The 19,221-nt window shown below is 63.7% G+C and carries 16 protein-coding genes and 1 pseudogene; 8 read left to right on the forward strand and 9 right to left on the reverse strand.

Translation table 11 applies throughout. The features are described from left to right. Nucleotides 1–58: 58 nt before the first annotated feature. The 4 genes from LB571_RS06445 to puuE are packed head-to-tail and all read right to left on the reverse strand — an operon-like array spanning nucleotide 59 to nucleotide 3,444. The gene (locus LB571_RS06445) at nucleotides 59–652 is read right to left on the reverse strand and encodes a nucleoside deaminase (RefSeq protein ID WP_224593109.1); all 594 of its coding nucleotides are present in this window, start codon (nucleotides 650–652) and stop codon (nucleotides 59–61) included. Further along, nucleotides 652–1,155 carry an ureidoglycolate lyase gene (locus tag LB571_RS06450; RefSeq protein ID WP_224593111.1) on the reverse strand — a complete coding sequence of 168 codons (504 nt, stop codon included), beginning with the start codon at nucleotides 1,153–1,155 and terminating at the stop codon, nucleotides 652–654. The genes LB571_RS06445 and LB571_RS06450 overlap by 1 nt, the downstream gene beginning before the upstream one ends. Then, entirely contained in the window at nucleotides 1,152–2,015 is an 864-nt protein-coding gene (locus tag LB571_RS06455) for a bifunctional allantoicase/(S)-ureidoglycine aminohydrolase (RefSeq protein WP_140615064.1), read from the reverse strand. The genes LB571_RS06450 and LB571_RS06455 overlap by 4 nt, the downstream gene beginning before the upstream one ends. 10 nt (nucleotides 2,016–2,025) lie before the next feature. Further along, nucleotides 2,026–3,444 (reverse strand): allantoinase PuuE, encoded by a 1,419-nt coding sequence (gene puuE, locus LB571_RS06460; protein WP_140660080.1) that lies wholly within the window; start codon nucleotides 3,442–3,444, stop codon nucleotides 2,026–2,028. 204 nt (nucleotides 3,445–3,648) lie between these two features. Here puuE and uraH point away from each other — a divergent pair, with 204 nt between their 5' ends. The 4 genes from uraH (at nucleotide 3,649) to xdhC (ending at nucleotide 8,939) form a co-directional block, all read left to right on the forward strand. Further along, a complete protein-coding gene (uraH, locus tag LB571_RS06465) occupies nucleotides 3,649–4,023 on the forward strand; it encodes a hydroxyisourate hydrolase (protein WP_140615060.1) in 375 nt (124 codons plus the stop codon). Nucleotides 4,024–4,026: 3 nt separating this feature from the next. Further along, nucleotides 4,027–5,508 (forward strand): xanthine dehydrogenase small subunit, encoded by a 1,482-nt coding sequence (xdhA, locus tag LB571_RS06470; RefSeq protein ID WP_224593113.1) that lies wholly within the window; start codon nucleotides 4,027–4,029, stop codon nucleotides 5,506–5,508. Beyond that, entirely contained in the window at nucleotides 5,508–7,871 is a 2,364-nt protein-coding gene (xdhB, locus tag LB571_RS06475) for a xanthine dehydrogenase molybdopterin binding subunit (RefSeq protein ID WP_140615056.1), read from the forward strand. Before xdhA ends, xdhB begins: the two co-directional genes overlap by 1 nt. A gap of 63 nt (nucleotides 7,872–7,934) precedes the next feature. After that, entirely contained in the window at nucleotides 7,935–8,939 is a 1,005-nt protein-coding gene (gene xdhC, locus LB571_RS06480; RefSeq protein ID WP_224593115.1) for a xanthine dehydrogenase accessory protein XdhC, read from the forward strand. Nucleotides 8,940–8,992: 53 nt separating this feature from the next. Here xdhC and LB571_RS28950 read toward each other — a convergent pair. Then, nucleotides 8,993–9,231 (reverse strand): annotated as a pseudogene (locus LB571_RS28950) (nitrilotriacetate monooxygenase); the annotation flags it as partial. Nucleotides 9,232–9,387: 156 nt separating this feature from the next. After that, nucleotides 9,388–10,308 carry a LysR family transcriptional regulator gene (locus LB571_RS06490; protein ID WP_140788588.1) on the reverse strand — a complete coding sequence of 307 codons (921 nt, stop codon included), beginning with the start codon at nucleotides 10,306–10,308 and terminating at the stop codon, nucleotides 9,388–9,390. Between the two features lie 132 nt (nucleotides 10,309–10,440). Here LB571_RS06490 and LB571_RS06495 point away from each other — a divergent pair, with 132 nt between their 5' ends. The 4 genes from LB571_RS06495 to LB571_RS06510 all read left to right on the forward strand — a co-directional run bounded on the left by LB571_RS06495 (nucleotide 10,441) and on the right by LB571_RS06510 (nucleotide 15,004). Next, nucleotides 10,441–11,658 (forward strand): urate hydroxylase PuuD, encoded by a 1,218-nt coding sequence (locus LB571_RS06495; protein WP_224593117.1) that lies wholly within the window; start codon nucleotides 10,441–10,443, stop codon nucleotides 11,656–11,658. A 2-nt stretch (nucleotides 11,659–11,660) separates the two neighbouring features. Then, nucleotides 11,661–12,974, forward strand: a complete 1,314-nt coding sequence (gene guaD / locus LB571_RS06500; protein WP_224593119.1) for a guanine deaminase — start codon at nucleotides 11,661–11,663, stop codon at nucleotides 12,972–12,974. Nucleotides 12,975–13,050: 76 nt separating this feature from the next. Beyond that, entirely contained in the window at nucleotides 13,051–13,557 is a 507-nt protein-coding gene (locus LB571_RS06505) for a heme-degrading domain-containing protein (protein WP_140615046.1), read from the forward strand. Between the two features lie 181 nt (nucleotides 13,558–13,738). After that, on the forward strand, nucleotides 13,739–15,004 hold the full coding sequence (locus LB571_RS06510; protein WP_140615042.1) for a glycerate kinase: 1,266 nt from the start codon (nucleotides 13,739–13,741) through the stop codon (nucleotides 15,002–15,004). Nucleotides 15,005–15,013: 9 nt separating this feature from the next. On the opposite strand, the gene LB571_RS06515 is transcribed toward LB571_RS06510, so the two are convergent. The 3 genes from LB571_RS06515 to LB571_RS06525 form a co-directional block, all read right to left on the reverse strand. Beyond that, entirely contained in the window at nucleotides 15,014–16,483 is a 1,470-nt protein-coding gene (locus tag LB571_RS06515) for a UdgX family uracil-DNA binding protein (protein WP_224593135.1), read from the reverse strand. A 2-nt stretch (nucleotides 16,484–16,485) separates the two neighbouring features. Next, a complete protein-coding gene (locus tag LB571_RS06520; protein ID WP_224593138.1) occupies nucleotides 16,486–17,721 on the reverse strand; it encodes a putative DNA modification/repair radical SAM protein in 1,236 nt (411 codons plus the stop codon). An 84-nt stretch (nucleotides 17,722–17,805) separates the two neighbouring features. Beyond that, nucleotides 17,806–19,191, reverse strand: a complete 1,386-nt coding sequence (locus LB571_RS06525; protein WP_224593142.1) for a glutamine synthetase family protein — start codon at nucleotides 19,189–19,191, stop codon at nucleotides 17,806–17,808. Between the last annotated feature and the right edge of the window lie 30 nt (nucleotides 19,192–19,221).

Consider the following 19,221-nt stretch of genomic DNA (forward strand, 5'->3'; position numbering starts at 1 on the left):
ATAATCCAGTATGCCCCCATAAAGGGGTAACACAAGCGGCGATTGTTGAGACGGAAGCTCAGTTCAGCGGAATGTCGTTCTCAGCCTTGCTCGCCTGGTAGTCGCCCGACAATTCGTCGTAGCGCGCCGAGATTTTCCCGATCCGCTCCTCCAGCCGCTGGCGTTCGGCCCCGGCCAGCGCCCGCACCAACCTGCGGATCGAAAAACTTTTCCAATAGGCGTTCTCGGCATTGTAGCCGCCGGGGTCGAGGGTGAAGATCTCTTTCAGAATTTTGAGATCATGCGGGATGGCAAAACTGTCACGCGAATCCTCGTGGCTGAACAAATAGTAGAAATTGTCAAAGCCGGCCCAGGTGATCGCCGACAGGCAGAGCGAGCAGGGCTCGTGTGTGGCGAGAAAGATGGCGTCCTTGGTGTCGACGCGCTCGGCCCTGGGCATCTCGTAAAAGCGCTTCAGGCAATGCACCTCGCCATGCCAGAGCGGGTTTTCCATCTCGTTGTTGGTCTCGGCCAGTACCAGCGAATGGTTGTCCTTGCGCAGGATCGCAGCGCCGAACAGCTTGTTGCCGTGGGCGACGCCTTCTGCCGTCTTCGGCACGATGTCGTGCTCGATGACGTCGAGCAGGCGGTCGATCAGCGAGATGTCGGTCATCACAAGCTCTCGTCGGGGAGGTGGATTTCGTAGGCGTGCGAGAAATGGAATTCCTCGAGGTTGGAGCCGTCGCCGCCACGGTCGACGATCAAAAAGTCCTGAGGCTCTCCGAGCGGCGTCAGCACGCCGTGCCAGAGATTGCGGAAGTAGTTGATGCCTTGCCCCGGCGCGGTGATGAAGGCATGCGGCTCGCCAGGCCCGTCCTTGCCGTCAGGGCAGACGACGACCAGGAACGGACGCGGCGACAGCGGTATGAAAGCCTGGCTGCCCAAGGGGTGGCGCTCCACCATGGTCAGCTTCAGCGGCATGTCATAGGGCGTGCCGCGCACCATCGAGATCAGCACGCGCGCATTCGGCCCCGTGGCTTGCGCGGTGGCGAGGTCATGGTAGCGCTCTGCCTTGCCGCCATTGATCGGATAGTGGTTGTCGCCGCCCATGTCGATGACATCGCCGAATTCGGCGAAGGCCCCACGGGTCAGCGGCCGCGCGACAATGCGGCTCATGACGTCCGCTTCGCGATGCCGGCCCCGCCGAGCTTGGCGTGCCGATTGACGTCCTTGTAGAGCAGATAGCGGAATTTGCCGGGGCCGCCGGCATAGCAGGCCTGCGGGCAGAAGGCGCGCAGCCACATATAGTCGCCCGCCTCGACCTCGACCCAGTCCTGGTTGAGCCGATAGACAGCCTTGCCTTCGAGCACATAGAGCCCGTGTTCCATGACATGCGTCTCGGCGAACGGAATGACCGCGCCCGGCTCGAGCGTGACGATGGTCATGTGCATGTCGTGGCGCAGATCGGCGGGATCGACGAACCGCGTCGTTGCCCAGCGGCCCTCGGTGCCGGGCATCGGCGTCGGCGCGATCTCCTGTTCGTTGGTGAAGAAGGCTTGCGGAATCTCGAGGCCGTCGACCGCCTCATAAGCCTTGCGTATCCAGTGGAAGCGGACAGCCGCCTTGCCTTCGTTGCGGACTGTCCAGCCGCTGGCCGGCGGCAGGAAGGCAAAACCGCCGGGGCGCAACACATGTTTCATGCCGTCGAGCAGAACCGTCAGTTCGCCCTCGACCACGAACAGGGCGCCTTCGGCGCTGGCATCGGGCTCCGGCCGCTCGCTGCCGCCGCCGGGCGCGACCTCGACGATGTATTGCGAAAACGTCTCGGCGAAGCCGGACAGCGGCCGCGACAGGATCCAGACACGGGTCTTGTCCCAGAACGGCAGGGCGCTGGTGACGATGTCCTGCATCACGCCCTTGGGGATGACTGCATAGGCCTCGGTAAAGACGGCGCGGCCGGTCAGAAGTTCGCTCTGGCCGGAATGGCCGCCCTTTGGGGCATAATAGGTTCGCTCGGGCATCCTGATCGTATCCATGGGTTCAAACCTATTGTGGAAGCATGTCCTTGAGGCGCAGCAGCGCGATGCGCTCGACCTGTTTGCAGGCGGTTTCGAATTCGACGCCGCGGCTGTTGCCGATGCGGGCTTCGAATTCGGCGAGGATTTCCTCCTTTGTCTTGCCTTTCACCGCGATGATGAAGGGAAAGCCGAAGGTGGTGACGTAGGCGGCGTTGAGCTTGGAGAACAGTTCGCGTTCCTTGTCTGTCAGCGCGTCGAGACCGGCGGAAGCCTGTTCCCTGGTCGATTCCGCCGTCAGTCGCCTGGCCTTGGCCAGCTTGCCGGCGAGGTCGGGATGGGCGTTGAGCACGCCGAGCCGTTCGGTCTCACTGGCGGAACGGAAGATGCGGCAAAGCGCATTGTGGAGGCCGCCCGCCGTGTCGTGCGCCGGGCCGAGCTCCAGCTCGTAGGCCCGCTCGGCGATCCAGGGCGAATGTTCGAAAACGCCGCCGAAGGCGTGAACGAACGTCTCGAATTCCATCTTCGACGGGCGCGGGGCGGCCGGCTGATAGGGGTGGTTTTCCTGCCAGTGCCGAGCAATGTCGATGCGCCGCGCCAGCCAGACCTTGTCGTGCGCTTTGACATAGTCGACGAAGCGTTTCAGCGCCGCCACCCGGCCCGGCCGCCCGACCAGGCGGCAATGCAGGCCGATGTTCATCATGCGCGGCCGGCCGGCCTTGCCTTCGGCATAGAGCGTATCGAAACTGTCCTTCAAATACGCAAAGAACTGGTCGCCCGAGTTGAAGCCTTGCGGTGTGGCAAAGCGCATGTCGTTGGCGTCGAGCGTATAGGGGATGATGAGCTGCGTGCCGTCCTCATGCTCGAACCAGTAGGGCAGTTCGTCGTCATAGGTGTCCGAGACGTAGTCGAAGCCGCCTTCCTCTGCCACCAGCCGCACCGTGTTGATCGATGTGCGGCCCGTATACCAGCCGGTCGGGCGCTGGCCGGTCACCTCGTAGTGCAGCTTGATCGCCGCTTCGAGGTCGCGGCGCTCGTCCTCGGCGTCGTGGTCGCGGTAGTCGATCCATCTCAACCCGTGCGAGGCGATTTCCCAGCCGGCTTCCTGCATCGCCGTGACCTGGTCGGGCGAGCGCGCGAGCGCCGTGGCGACGCCATAGCAGGTGACAGGCACTTGCTCTTCGCTGAACAGGCGCAGCAGCCGCCAGAAGCCGGCCCGCGCCCCATACTCGTAGATCGATTCCATGTTCCAGTGGCGCTGGCCCACCCAGGGCGCCGCGCCGACGATCTCGGACAGGAAGGCCTCAGAAGCTTTGTCGCCGTGGAGCACGCAGTTCTCGCCGCCCTCTTCGTAGTTGACGACGAACTGCACGGCGACATGCGCGCCGCCAGGCCATTTCGGATCCGGCGGATTGGCTCCGTAGCCACGCATGTCCCTGCTGTAACGCATCGTCCCTCCGCGCCCGGCATCACCGGAAGTATGATCAGGATATCGAAAGGGTGCTTCTCGCATTCCCCTCAAAATTTTTGAAAGTGTTTTTGTCGCACTCCGCTCGACCGGGACTTATGCATCGCCTTTAATTGGCGCACAATTCATCAGTAGTGTTCGATTGTACCGGCCAATTTGTTCGTATTGGAAAATGGGAGGCGGCCAATGGCAGAGACATCGAAAGCCGATGGCGGGCGTCTGACGACCCATGTCCTGGATACCGCGACCGGCAGGCCGGCGGCGGGATTGTCCATCGCGCTCTACCATATCGAGGGTTTGGCCCGCACGCTTCTGAAGACGGTCGTCACCAATGCCGACGGCCGCTGCGATGCGCCGCTGCTGGCCGGTGCCGACTTCCGCATCGGCGAATATGAACTGGTGTTCGCGGCCGGCGACTATCTGCGCGGCCAAGGAACGAAGCTGCCCGAGCCGGCCTTCCTCGACAGCGTGCCGATCCGCTTCGGCATGGCGCAGGCGCTGCACTACCATGTACCATTGCTGATCTCGCCATACGGCTATTCCACCTACAGGGGGAGCTGAGGCATGGCCAAAGTCAATATCCGCAACGAAATCTGCTTCATTCTGAATGGCAGGGATGTCGCGCTGTCATCCGTGGCGCCTGACGCGACCCTGCTCGACTGGCTGCGGCTCGACCGTTCGCTGCGCGGCACCAAGGAAGGCTGCGCCGAGGGCGATTGCGGCGCCTGCACGGTGCTGATCGGCAGACTTTCGGCCACCGGACTGGTCTATGAAAGCGTCAATGCCTGCATTCGCTTTCTGGGCTCGCTCGACGGCACCCATGTCGTGACGGTCGAGCACCTGCGCGGCGAAGCTGGCCAGTTGCATCCGGTCCAGCAGGCTATGGTTGATTTCCATGGCTCGCAATGCGGCTTCTGCACGCCGGGTTTCGTCATGTCGCTCTACGGCTTGTGGATGAAGTCACCGGACCCTTCGGACGCGGCCATCGAAAAAGCCTTGCAAGGCAATCTCTGCCGCTGCACCGGCTATGAGGCGATCATGCGCGCCGCGCACGCCATATCGAGCTACGGCAAGGCGGCAAAAGACGTGCTGGCGGTGGAGCGCCGGGACGTCACCACACGGCTGCAGGCGTTGCAGGATGGCGCCAGGGTCGAGATCGGCGCCGGCGGGACGCGGCTGGTAGTGCCGGCCGATGCCGACGATTTCGCGGCTGTCTTCGAAAAAGAGCCGACCGCCACCGTCGTAGCCGGTTCGACCGACGTTGGCCTGTGGGTGACCAAGCAGATGCGCGACATCTCGCCGGCGATCTTCATCGGCAATCTGCCGGGGCTTTGCACCATCACGGAAGACAATGGTGTCATATCGATTGGCGCCGGCGTCACCTACACCGAAGCCTTTTCGACACTGTCGAAACGCATCCCGGCATTGGGGCCGTTGTTCGACCGCATCGGCGGGGAACAGGTCCGCAACATGGGCACGATCGGCGGCAACGTCGCCAACGGCTCGCCGATCGGCGACACGCCGCCACCGTTGATCGCACTCGGTGCGCGGCTGACATTGCGTAGGGGCAAGACACGGCGCACGATCCCATTGCAGGATTTCTTCATCGCCTATGGCAAGCAGGACCGCCAGCCAGGCGAGTTCGTCGAGGCCGTGCATGTGCCGGTGCCGGCAAAGGGGACAAAGTTCGCCGTCTACAAGGTCACCAAACGCCGCGACGAGGACATCACCGCGACCCTTGGCGCCTTTTATCTGGCCTTGGCCAAGGACGGCACGGTAGCCGATATCCGCATCGCCTATGGCGGCATGGCGGCAACGCCGAAGCGGGCGTCCTCTGTCGAAAAGGCGCTGCTCGGCAAGGCCTGGACCGAAGTGACGGTGGAAGCGGCTATGGCCTGCTATGCCAGCGATTTCACCCCGCTGACCGATATGCGCGCAACCGCCGAATACCGAGCTTTGGCGGCGAAGAACCTTCTGTTGCGCTTTTACGTGGAAACCACCGGCACCAAGGCGCCGTTCCAGGTATCACGCAGCGAGGCGGCCTGATGAACAAGCACGCACCATCAAACCTCAAGGCCGAGAAGATCGTCGGCGGCGTCGCCACCGACCAGCGGCACGATTCCGCCCACAAGCATGTCAGCGGCGGCGCGGTCTACATCGACGACATGCCGGAGCCGGCCGGCACGCTGCATGTCGGTCTTGGCCTGTCCAAGGTGGCGCATGGCGTCCTGAAGAGCGTCGATCTCTCGGCGGTGCGCGCGGCCCCTGGCGTCGTCGACGTGCTGACCTATGCCGACGTGCCGGGCGAAAACGATGTCTCGCCCAGCAACATGCATGACGATCCGGTGCTGGCGGAAGGCAAGGTGCAGTTCTTCGGCCAGCCGATCTTCGCGGTCATTGCCGAGACCCGCGAGGCGGCGCGTCGCGCCGTGCGCCTGGCTGGGATCGAGTATGACGAGCTTCCCGCCGTCGTCGACATATGGGACCTCGATCCGACCAAGGACAAGCAGGTCACCACGCCGCTGATCCTGAAGCGTGGCGACGCGGCCGCCGCAATCCAGGCCGCTCCCCGCCGCGTCAAGAACCGCATGTGGCTTGGCGGCCAGGACCATTTCTATCTCGAAGGCCAGGTGTCGCTCGCCATCCCCGGCGAGGACGACGAGGTGACCGTCTACTGTTCGACGCAAGGGCCGAGCGAGACGCAGCATCTGGTCGCCCACACGCTCGGCGTGCCGAGCAACGCGGTGACGGTGGAGGTGCGCCGCATGGGCGGCGGCTTCGGCGGCAAGGAAACGCAGGCCAACCAGTGCGCCGCGATCGCCGCCATCGCCGCCAAGAAGCTGAAGCGGGCGGTCAAGGTCCGGCTCGACCGCGACGAGGACATGACCGCCACCGGCAAGCGGCACGATTTCGCCATCGACTACGAGGTCGGCTTCGACGACGAGGGCAACATCCTCGGCGTCGATTTCACCTATGCCTTGCGCTGCGGCTTTTCCGCCGACCTGTCCGGCCCGGTCGGCGACCGCGCGCTGTTCCACTGCGACAACGCGTATTTCTATCCCGCGGTGTTGGCCAAGTCGGCGCCGCTCTACACCAACACCGTCTCCAACACCGCCTTCCGCGGCTTCGGCGGCCCGCAAGGCATGATCGGCGCCGAGCGGGTCATCGACGAGGTCGCCTTCGCGGTCGGCAAGGATTCGCTCGAAATCCGCAAGCTGAATTTCTATGACTCGATGGAGGCGATCGGCGCGCGCTGCGTCACGCCCTATCACCAGAAGGTCGAGGACTGCATCATCCAGCGCATCGTGGCGGAACTGGAAGAGAGCGCCAGCTATGCGCGCCGCCGCCGCGAGATTTCCGCGTTCAACGCCAACAGCCGCTTCGTCAAGCGCGGCCTGGCGCTGACGCCGGTCAAGTTTGGCATCTCCTTCACCAAGACCGAGTCCAACCAGGCCGGGGCGCTGGTCCATGTCTATGCCGATGGTTCGGTGCACATGAACCATGGCGGCACCGAAATGGGGCAGGGCCTGCACCTCAAGGTGGCGCAGGTCGTGGCCGAGGAGTTCCAGATCGACCTCGACCGCGTGAAGATCACCGCCACCACAACCGCCAAGGTGCCCAACACCGCGCCGACGGCGGCGTCCTCGGGCGCCGACCTCAACGGCATGGCGGCGCAGAACGCGGCGCGCCAGATCCGCCAGCGGCTGACCGACTTCGCCGCCGAGAGATATCAGATACCTGTCGACCAGGTGGTGTTCCTGCCCAACCGGGTGCGCGTCGGCAACCAGGAAGTCAGCTTCAACGATTTGGTCAAGCAGGCCTACATCGCGCGTGTGCAGCTCTCGGCCGCCGGCTTCTACAAGACGCCGAAGATTCACTGGGACCGCGGCAAGGGCCAGGGCCACGCCTTCTACTACTATGCCTATGGCGCGGCCTGCGCCGAAGTGTCGGTCGACACGCTGACCGGCGAGTATGTCGTCGAGCGCGCCGATATCCTGCACGACTGTGGCCGTTCGCTGAATCGGGCCATCGACCTCGGCCAGGTCGAGGGCGGCTTCATCCAGGGCATGGGCTGGCTGACCACCGAGGAACTGTGGTGGGACGACAAGGGCCGGCTGCGCACCCATGCGCCCTCGACTTACAAGATCCCGCTGGCCTCGGACCGGCCGAAGATCTTCAACGTCGCGCTGACCGACTGGTCGCAGGCCTATGAGCCGACCATCCATCGCTCCAAGGCGGTCGGCGAGCCACCGCTGCCGCATGGCATGGCAGTGCTGCATGCGCTGTCGGATGCCGTGGCCAGCGTCGCCGACCACAAGATCTGCCCGCGCCTCGACGCGCCGGCGACCCCCGAACGCGTGCTGATGGCGATCGAGCGGTTGAAGAAAGAGGTCAAGGCTGGCGCCTGAAGGCCGGCAAACGTGCAATCCCAGCCGAAAAAGCCTATATTTTGCATTCGGGAACCGTGAACCATGAACTCGAACGTGCAAAGCCTGAAAACCTTTCTCGGCAGCGCCGCGCGACTTGCCCTGGTCGAAGTGGCCGGTACCAAGGGCTCGACGCCGCGTGAGAAGGGCGCCTTCATGCTTGTTTCGTCGGCGGCGATCTTTGGCACGATCGGCGGTGGTCAGCTCGAATACATGGCCATCGACAGAGCCAGGCAGATGCTCATCTCCCCCCTCGAGGGGGAGATGGCCGCGAAGCGGCCAGAGGGGGTCCTCGCAGGAGGCACCGCAAGGGGGTCGAGCACTGCCGCAACGACCCCACCCGGCGGCTTCGCCGCCACCCTCCCCTCGAGGGGGAGGGGAACCCGCATCGAAGTCGACGAAATCTGCGCCACGCTCGATGTGCCGCTTGGGCCGGAGATCGGCCAGTGCTGTGGCGGGCGCGTCGAGGTGCTGATCCGGCTGGTCGATGCAGCGCTGGCCGCCGAATTGGTTGCGGCGGCGGAAGCCGAGGAAGCCCATCTGCCGCACGTCTACATCTTCGGCGGCGGCCATGTCGGCCAGGCGCTCGCGTCTACGGTAGCGCTTCTTCCCGTGCACGGTGTCGTCATCGAGACGCGGGCCGAGGCGCTGGAAGGCATGCCGGAAACCATCGAGACGCGGTTGACGCCGATGCCGGAAGCCGAGGTGCGCGCCGCCCCGGCCGGCACCGCCTTCGCCATCCTAACCCATGACCACGCGCTCGATTTCCTGATCGTCGCAGAGGCGCTGAGACGCGGCGACGCTGCCTATGTCGGCATGATCGGTTCGAAGACCAAGAAGGCGACATTCAGAAACTGGTTCCTGAAATCGGCGGACGGCACGGAGGCTGAATTTGGCCGGCTCGTCTCGCCGATCGGTGGCGACGCCGTCAAGGACAAGCGCCCGCAGGTGATCGCCGCACTGGCGGCCGCCGAGATCATGACGGCTCTAGTCGTGCACGGGGCGGCCTCAAGTTCCGACCGTCCCCATGACAGGGTGATGGCGAGTTAGACTTGCGCCGCGGCTAAGCCGGCCGTTTCAAGCCGAGATGTTCAGGCAGCGGGACCGCCGCTCTTGTCGAACAGTAGAGCATCCGCGTCCTGCCACAGGCCCTGCACGATGCCTGTGAATTCCTCCGCGCAGCGTCGAAAACCGTGTCCGAAAATCCTCGGGCCTGCTGAAGTTGGTGGCCTCGCGCGGGTAGGGTCAGCGATGCGTTCCAGCCGGCACGGCCGTGGCTGATGACGTTGAGGGGACGCGAAGCGACGCGCTAGATTATAGGCTGATGCGCGAGGGTCGAGGCGCCTCGGAATCGGCAACGATGACCCATCGGCTTTGCTCGTACCTCGACCAAGGTGCGGATTGCCCGGTCAAAACCGCGCAGGACGAAACTAAGTTCGTCCTGCAGCAAGACAAGCCCGGCGAATGGAAGCAGCCGGCGGTCACTTGCCGGCCTGTTCTACCGCCCGGCCAGGATGTCCTTGATCAGCCGCTGGCAGCGCTCCGCCATGAAGTCGAGCAGCAGGCGCACCTTGGGATCCTGCAGCTTCTTGTGCGGATATACGGCGGCGAACTGCACCGGCGTAGGCGGGGTGCTGGCGAGAATGACCTTCAGCCGCCGGTCGCGGATGAACGGCTCGACCTCGAAGCGCGGCTTGTTGATGATACCGCGTCCCGACAGAGCCCAACCGGTCAGCACATCGCCGTCATCGGTGTCGTAAGGCCCGTGCACTTCGAATTTTTGCTGGCCGGCCGGCGTTTGCAAGGTCCAGACATATTCGCGTGCGCCGGAATAGCGCAGCATCAGGCAGTCATGTTTCCTCCCGATCAATTCCTGCGGATCCATGGGCTCGCCGCGCGCCTCAAGATATTTGGGTGCGGCGACCAGCACACGTTCGCATTCCATGATACCGCGCATCCGAAGGCTTGAGTCCTCGATGATGCCGAGCCGGAAGGCGACGTCGATGCCCTCTTTCATGATGTCGACATTGTGGTCCGAGAGCCTGAGCCGCACCTCGATATCAGGGTATTTGTCGTGAAAATCGGGAATGCCCGAGGCCACCAGCCGCCGGCCGAGCCCAAGCGGCGCCGTCACCTTGATGGTGCCGCGCGGCTGGCCGGACAGTGCCGAGACGGCCGCCTCCGCTTCAGTGATCGCCTCCAGAACCTGCTTCGCGCCCGAGTAGAACACGGTGCCGTGCTCGGTCGGCATCAACTGCCGTGTCGTGCGGTTGAACAGCCGGACGCCGAGATGCTTCTCCAGTTCCTTGATACGATTCGAGGCGACCGCCGGCGAAATGCGCATGTCGCGCCCGGCCGCCGACAGATTGCCGAGCTCGACGACGCGGACGAAGACGGCGATGTTGTCGAGATAGGCCATGCGGAGCACCTTCGCCGGTTTGCAGGGATCAACCTAGTATTTTCCAATTTTTTTTGAAAGTCATCGCACACCTCGCCTCTTTCCGTTTACGCGCCACACCTTAAAGTCGCGTCATCGGCAGGGACGACTTCAATGATGGATTTCGCGATTTTCTGGGACTGGCTGAGCTTCGCCGTGCGCTGGCTGCACGTCGTCACCGGCATCGCCTGGATCGGCTCGTCCTTCTACTTCGTCGCGCTCGATCTGGGCCTGCGCCAGCGACCAGGCATGCCCGTCGGCGCCTTCGGCGAGGAATGGCAGGTGCATGGCGGTGGCTTCTACCACATCCAGAAATATCTGGTGGCGCCGGCCGAGATGCCCGAGCATCTGACCTGGTTCAAGTGGGAATCCTACGCCACCTGGCTGTCCGGTTTCGCCATGCTGTGCGTGGTTTATTACGCCGGAGCGGACCTGTTCCTGATCGATCCCAATGTGCTGCCGATGTCGGTGCCAATAGGCATCCTGCTGTCGATGGCGACGATCGGCGTCGGCTGGGTGGTCTATGATCTCCTGTGCCGCTCGCCGCTCGGCAAAAGCGACACCGGCCTGATGCTGGTGCTCTATTGCGTGCTGGTGTTCATCGCCTGGGGACTGACGCATCTGTTCACCGGCCGCGCCGCCTTCCTGCATCTTGGCGCCATCACCGCGACGATCATGTCGGCCAATGTCTTCATGATCATCATTCCGAACCAGAAGATCGTCGTCGCCGACCTCATCGCCGGCCGAAAGCCCGACCCGAAGTACGGCAAGATCGCCAAGCAGCGTTCGCTCCACAACAACTATCTGACGCTGCCCGTACTGTTCCTGATGCTGTCGAACCACTATCCGCTGGCATTCGGGACGCAGTTCAACTGGGTCATCGCCTCGCTGGTGTTCATCATCGGTGTCTTGATCCGCCACTATTTCAACAGCGTGCACAAACGTTCCGGCAACCCGCACTGGACCTGGCTGGGCGCCCTTGTCTTGTTCCTCATCATCATCTGGCTGTCGACCGTGCCGAAGGTGCTGACCGGTGAACCCAAGGCCTCCGCCTCGGCGCAAGTCTATATCGCCTCGGCGCATTTCCCGGCGGTGCGCGACACCGTGCTCGGCCGCTGCTCGATGTGCCATGCCGCGGAGCCGGTCTACGAGGGTATCTACCACGCGCCCAAGGGGGTGGTGCTGGATACGGACGCGGGCATTGCCGATCATGCCCGCGAGATCTACCTGCAGGCCGGCCGCAGCCACGCCATGCCGCCCGCCAATGTCACGGAGATCACCGACAAGGAACGGGCGCTGCTGGTCGCCTGGTTCGAAGGCGCGGGGAAATAAGCATGACCGTGACACTTCTGCGCGGCCGCACGCTGTCCTTCGTGCGCTGGCCGCAAGCCATCGACGACCACTCCGCCTGGCGCTACGAAGAAGATGGCGGCCTGCTGATAAGCGACGGCAGGATCGTTGCATCGGGCGCCTACGCCGATGTCGAGAAACAGCCGGGCGAGGGGACAAAAAAGATCGATCACCGGCCGCATCTGTTGCTGCCGGGCTTCATCGATGCCCATGTGCATTTCCCGCAGATGCAGATCATCGCTTCCTATGGCGCCGAACTGCTCGACTGGCTGAACACCTACACCTTTCCAGAGGAAACAAAATTCGCCAACGCGCAGCATGGCCGCCGCATCGCGCGCCTGTTCCTTGATGAGACGGTGCGCCATGGCACGACGACGGTCGCCGCTTACTGTTCGGTGCATAGGGCGTCGGCGGAAGCCTTCTTCGCCGAGTCGCGCGCGCGCGACATGCTCAACATCGCCGGCAAGGTGATGATGGACCGCAATGCGCCCGAAGGCGTACTCGACACGCCGCAATCCGGCTATGACGACACCAAGGCGCTGATCGCCGAGTGGCACGGCAAGGGCCGCCAGCTTTATGCCATCACGCCACGCTTTGCCATCACCTCCTCACCGGAGCAGATGGAGATGGCCGGCGCGCTGTGCCGCGAACATCCCGACCTGCACATGCAGACGCATCTGTCGGAAAACCACGCCGAAATCGCCTTCACGCAACAGCTCTACCCCTGGTCGCGCGACTACACCGATGTTTACGAACATTACGGGCTGCTTGGCAAAAAGAGCCTGTTCGGCCATTGCATTCATTTGTCGGAGCGTGAGGCGGACGCGCTGTCGGACAGCGGTTCGGTGGCGGTATTCTGCCCGACCTCCAACCTGTTCCTCGGCTCGGGCCTGTTCGACTATCAGCGCTTTCGCCGCCGCGACAAGCCATTGCGCATCGCGGCCGCCACCGATGTCGGCGGCGGCACCAACTATTCGATGCTGCGTACCATGGACGAGGGCTACAAGGTCATCGCGCTCAATGGCGAGAAGCTCAACCCGTTCCAGTCCTTCTGGCAGATCACGCGCGGTAACGCCGAGGCGCTGTCGGTAGTGGACAGGATCGGCACGCTGGAGGATGGCACCGACGCCGATATCGTCGTGCTCGATGCCAGGGCGACGCCGGCGATGCGGCTCAGGATGGAAACGGTCGAGACGCTGGCGCAGGAACTGTTCCTGCTGCAGACGCTGGGAGACGACCGCGCCGTGCGCGAGGTCTATGTCGCGGGGCGGCCCGCCAAGAGCGACATCGCAATTTAGCACTGCGGCGTGTTCCCCGCTTGACCCGGCGGCAGCCATCGGTCAAAGCGTGCGGCGAAGTTGACAGGGGGACGACATGGCCGTTGCTGACGACATCGCTCTGATCAAGAGACAGGAAGAGACGCTTGTCTTCACGGCCTTCGACGAGGCTGTCGCCTTCGAGATCGGTTCGGCCATCCGCGACCGGGCGCTCCGGGAAGACTTGCCCATCATCGTCGACATCAGGACCTTCGACCGGCCGCTGTTCTATGCCGCGATGCCGGGCTCGAACGCTTCCAATCCCGACTGGGCACGGCGCAAAATCAATGTCGTGAAGCGCTATCTCAGAAGCACTTACCGGCTGGTGCTGGAGCAGCAGCGCCCCGACCGCACCTTCAAGATCGGCGAGGGGCTCGATATTGCTGACTATGTGTTGGCCGGCGGCGGCTTTCCGGTTGCGGTCAAGGGCGTCGGTGTTATCGGCGTGATCGCGGTCTCTGGCCTGCCTGAGCGCCAGGATCATGGCGTGGTGGTCGATGCGCTGTGCGATTACCTGGCCATCGATGCAGGCAAGCTTGCTCTGCCGCCGGAAGAAAAATCGTGACGTCAGCGCTGCCCCTCACCCTCACCCTCACCCTCTCCCCGTATAGAGACGGGGAGAGGGGCGTACCAACGCTGGAGCGCTTCCCTTCTCCCCGTCACTATACGGGGAGAAGGTGCCGGCAGGCGGATGAGGGGCGGGGCCAGCCTTGCGGCTATTCGCAAATCGCCGATGGCAGCCAAGGATGACCGTGCTCGATCCCAAATCCTTCCTCATCTCCATCTTCGACGCCGCCGTCGCGGCCGCCGATCCGGAAAAGACCATTCGCGATCATTTGCCGGCAAAGCCGAAGGGCCGCACCATCGTCATCGGTGCCGGCAAGGGCTCGGCGCAGATGGCGGCGGCCTTCGAGAAGGTCTGGGATGGGACGATCGAAGGCCTGGTCGTTACCCGCTACGGCTATGGCGCCAAATGCGAGCGCATCGAGATCATCGAGGCCGCACACCCGGTGCCGGACGCTGCCGGGCTCGAGGCCTCGCGGCGCCTGCTGGAGAAGGTGCAAGGGCTGACAGCGGACGATCTGGTCGTGGCGCTGATTTCCGGCGGCGGTTCGGCGCTGCTGCCGTCTCCGGCCGCCGGCCTGACGCTGGCCGACGAGATCGCCGTCAACGAGGCGCTGCTTGCCTCCGGCGCGCCGATCGCGGCGATGAATACCATCCGCAAACACCTCTCCACCATCAAAGGCGGCCGGCTGGCTGCCGCGGCCTGGCCGGCCAAGGTGGTGTCGCTGGTGGTCTCCGACATCCCCGGCGACAATCCGGCCCTTGTCGCCTCCGGCCCAACCGTTCCCGATGTCGGCAGCCGTGAGAATGCCCTGGCTTCTATATCAGCCTACGGCATGAAACTGCCGGACGCGGTCATGGCGCATATCCAGTCGCCGGCGGCCGACGCCCCAGATCCCGGCGATCAGCGCTTTGCGCGCAACGAGGTGCATCTGATCGCATCGGCCGGCGTGTCGCTGGAAGCGGCAGCGGTGGAAGCGAGGCGGCAAGGCATCGAAGCCGTCATCCTCTCCGATGCCATCGAAGGCGAAGCACGCGAGGTCGGCGGCGTCCACGCGGCCATCGCCCGCGAAGTGGCGACGCGCAACCGGCCCTTCCAAAAGCCGGTTCTGATCCTCTCGGGCGGGGAGACCACCGTCACGCTGCGGGCCAAAGGCAAGGGTGGCCGCAATTCGGAATTCCTGCTTGCCTTCGCCATTGGCATCAATGGCATCGAAGGCATTCACGCCCTGGCGGCCGACACTGACGGCATCGACGGCTCGGAAGACAATGCCGGCGCCTTCGCCGACGGCTCGACCGTTTCGCGCATGCGCGCGGCGGGTGTGGATGCCAAGGCGATGCTGGCCAGAAACAATGCCTGGACGGCCTTCAATGCCGTTGGCGATCTCTTCGTGCCCGGCCCGACCGGCACGAACGTGAACGATCTCCGAGCAATTCTCATCCGCTAAACCGGCAGATCAAGCCGCTATCAGCTTCTTCACCTGCTTCATATCCTGCAAAAACCGCTCGCGTTCGGCTTCTTTGCCGGCGCGATCCCGAATGCGCAGGATGAAGGAGGGATGGATGGTGAGGAAGACACGCAAGCCATCCTCGCGTTCGATCACCTGGCCCCGCATCTTGGTCACCGGGACCGCCTTGCCAAGCAGGGATAGCGCCGCCGTGGCGCCGAGCGCCACGGCGAGATTCGGCTTGATCAGGTCAAACTCGTGGTCTAGCCACCAGCGGCAGGCTTGAACCTCGCCGACATTCGGCTTGGAGTGGATGCGGCGTTTTCCGCGCGGTTCGAATTTGAAATGCTTGACCGCGTTGGTGACGTAGACCTTCAGCCGGTCGACCCCGGCATCGTCCAATATGGCATCGAAAACCTTGCCCGCCGGGCCGACGAACGGCTGGCCGGCGAGGTCTTCCTGGTCGCCCGGCTGTTCGCCGACGAAAATCACCTTGGCGTTGTCAGGCCCCTCGCCGAATACGGTCTGCGTCGCATCGCGCCAAAGCGGACAGCGGCGGCATCCCTTGGCGGCCTCGCGCAATTCGGAAACCGTGTGCGCGTCGCGGTCATCAGGCGCTTCGGTAGCCTCATGCTTAGGCCAGTGCCTCGCCTGCACCTTGGCGTGGTGCGGCGCGGGCGTTGTCGGCATCTTCGCAATCATATCCCTGGCGGCCTCGTCCGCTCCTGCGATCAAGTCAGGAATGAGCGAGGCCTCGGGAAGGTTCCGCCAATATTTCTTCGGCATCTCCTTTTGCATGGCCTTCACCTTGAGGCGTGCCGGATTGAAGATGTTCTCGAAATAAGTCCTCCACAGCGTCTCGGTGTCGTCCTTGTCTGGCGCATCGCCCTTGGCCGCGCCCGGCCCGATCGCCAGCCTCTCGCCATCCCAATCGGCGGACGCGTAAGGCGTCAGGATCGTCCAGCGCATGCCGGTAAAACGCCTGACGAAGAAATCCGCATTGCGCTCGACGATGAAATGGTCGGGTTCGAACCAGGCGACATAGCGTTCATCCTCGCCGTCGCCGATCTTCCGGAAGCGGACGAAGGCGTGCATCTTGTGGCTGTCGCGCCGCACTGCCTTTTCCATGGTTTCAAGCCGTTTGGTGTCGGGATCCGATGCGATCGCCAGCAATTTGGGCTCGGTGCGCAGCCGCCACAGCAGCCTGTAGAGAAAGGCGAAACGTCCGGGATCGGAATGGCAGAAGGCGGTCTCGGCGTGGCCGATGAAATCGCGTGGCACAATGAGTTCAGCGCCCTGCGGCACGTCAGGCAAGTCGCTTGGCGGCCGGTCGAGACCGGCTACGACATGCCAGCTGATGTCCTCGGGGCTGACCTCATTCAACGCCAGCCGCCGAGCCGCGTCGCGCCAGCCGGCGAAATCGGTCTGGCTTTCAAGCCAAACGGTGTGGCGGGTGAGGTCGAGCTCGGCCGGCGGCATCGTCAAAACAGCGCCAGTTGTTCGCAGGATTGCACGATCTTGCCGCGCAGTCCGGCCTTGTCCGTGAGCGCGCCTGGCGACCAGCCTTCGGCGATGATGAAGGGCCTGAGCTTGGCGATCGAATGGCAGAGCCGGCCGACATCCTCGAGCCGCAGTCGCCGGTAGCGGCGGGTTTCGAGGATTTTCGCGACAACCTTGGTTCCCAGGCCAGGCACGCGCAGCAGCGCTTCGCGGTCGGCGCGGTTGACGTCGACGGGGAAGCGTCCCCGGTTGCGCAGCGCCCAGGCAAGTTTCGGATCGATGGCGAGATCGAGCATGCCATCGCTGCTGCCGGCCAGGATTTCAGGCTGCGAAAATCCGTAGAAGCGCATCAGCCAGTCGGCTTGGTAGAGCCGGTGTTCGCGCATCAGCGGCGGCTTCCGCAGCGGCAGCGATGACGAGGAATCGGGGATAGGACTGAAGGCCGAATAATAGACGCGCCGCAAATGGTAGCTGCCATAAAGCCGGGCGCTGGCGTGCAGGATTCCGTCGTCGGAGGTGTTGTCCGCGCCAATGATCATCTGCGTCGACTGGCCACCCGGGGCGAAGCGTTCTCGTTTTTTGGTCCGCAACGTCGGCTCGGCTTTTTCCTCCATCTTCCGGCGCAAATTGGCCATGGAAAGCCGGATTGTCTCCGGCCTCTTTTCCGGCGCCAGCTTCTTCACACCCTCGTCGGTGGGCAACTCGACATTGATCGACAGGCGGTCGGCATAGAGCCCGGCCTTCTCGATCAGGTCCGCCGAACTCTCGGGGATGGTTTTGAGATGGATATAGCCGGAGAATTTTTCCTCCAGCCGCAGCCGCCGCGCCACCTCGACCATCTCGCCCATGGTCTCGTCAGGCGAACGGATGACGCCCGAGGACAGGAAAAGCCCTTCGATATAATTGCGCCGGTAGAAATCCATGGTCAGCTTCACCACCTCGTCGATGCCGAAGCGGGCGCGCCGGACATTCGAGGACGAGCGGTTGATGCAATAGCTGCAGTCGTAGATGCAGAAATTGGTCAGCAGGATTTTCAACAGCGAGATGCAGCGGCCGTCCGGCGCGAAGGAATGGCAGATGCCCATGCCTTCGGTGGAGCCGATGCCGCCGGATTTCAAAGAGTCCTTTTTCGCCGCGCCCGATGAGGCGCAGGAGGCGTCGTATTTGGCGGCGTCGGACAGGATTGCCAGTTTCTCACGAACAGGGAGTGCGCTCATTTGTTCATGATATGTTCCGGAAGGCCAATGCGCCAGCTCATTTGATGGTGCCGGCGAAAAAGTGATCGCCGCCGGTCCCCCGGATCAGACTTCGTGCAGATAGAGATGATAGTCCAGCTCGCTCACCGTGCGCGCCACGCGCAGGTACTCGGACTGCTTGATCGCCACAAAGGTGCGGTGCAGGTCCTCGCCGAGCGCGCCCTTCAGGAAGCTGGACGCCTTGGCCGCTTCGATGGCGGCCCGCCAATCGGCCGGCATCGTCGTGCGGGTGACGGCCGCTTCATAGCCATTGCCGGTCGTTTCGGGGCCGGGATCGAGCCCTTCGTCGAGGCCCTTGACGATGCCGGCAAGCACCGTCGCGGCAATCAGATACGGATTGGCGTCGACGCCTGATGGACGATGCTCGATGCGCCGGTTCTTTGCATCGCCGGCCGGCACGCGCAACGCCACCGAGCGGTTGTTGACGCCCCAGCTCGGCGCCACCGGCGCATAGGATTGCGAGACGAAGCGCCGCCAGGAATTGGCATGCGGCGCAAACACCAGCATTGATTCCGCCATGGTCTGGATCAGCCCGCCGAGGCCACGCAGCAGCGGCAGCGACCAGCTCTCGCCGGCGGCTTCCGCAAAGACGTTTCGGCCGTCCTTGTCCTGCAGCGAGACATGGAAATGCATACCGGAGCCGGCATATTTCTCGATCGGCTTGGCCATGAAGCAGGCGGTGACACCATGGCGGCGCGCCTGCGCCCGCACCAGCCGCTTCAGCATGACCAGATCGTCGGCCGCCCGCATCACGTCCTTGCGGTAATTCAGCGTCAGTTCGTACTGGCCGGGCGCATATTCGGAAATCACCGTCTCGGCCGGAATGCCTTGCGCCTTGGCGGCGGCGTAGATGTCGGAGAACAACGGCTCCATGCCGTGCAGATGGTCGACTGAATAAACTTCGGTCTTGCCCGAGACGCGGCCATCGAGTACCGCGCGCGCCGGCTGCACCTTGCCGTCGGCATCGCGCTCATTGGCCAGCAGAAAAAACTCGAGTTCGAAGGCACCGGCGGGATAGAGTCCCTTGGCGGCCAATATGTCGACCTGCCGGGCAAGCGCCAGCCGCGGATCCGACGACATTGGCTGGCTGTCGAGATGATACATCGCCATCAGCAGTTGGCCGCGCGGTGGCTTCGTGCCGTAAAGCGGCACCAGCGTGCCCGGAATCGGCCAGGCCCTCAGGTCGCCGTCGCCGCTGTCCCAGATCAGCCCGGTTTCGTGCACATCCTCGCCGGTGATGTCGAGGCCGAGAATGGAGATCGGCATATGCCGGCCGCCCTCGAAAATGCTTTTCAGCTCATGTCTGCGCACGATCTTGCCGCGCCCCACACCATTGGCGTCGGTCAGCACGATATCGAAGGCCTCGATCTCGGGATGGGCGTCGAGGAAGGCTTGCGCCTCGGTGGGCGTCGAGCCCGAAGGTGAGGTCATGATCGCACTCAAATTTGGCTTGGGCGCTTG

Origin of the sequence: Mesorhizobium sp. BR1-1-4, from assembly GCF_020165375.1 — a bacterium.
Classification (GTDB): Bacteria; Pseudomonadota; Alphaproteobacteria; order Rhizobiales; family Rhizobiaceae; genus Mesorhizobium; species Mesorhizobium australicum.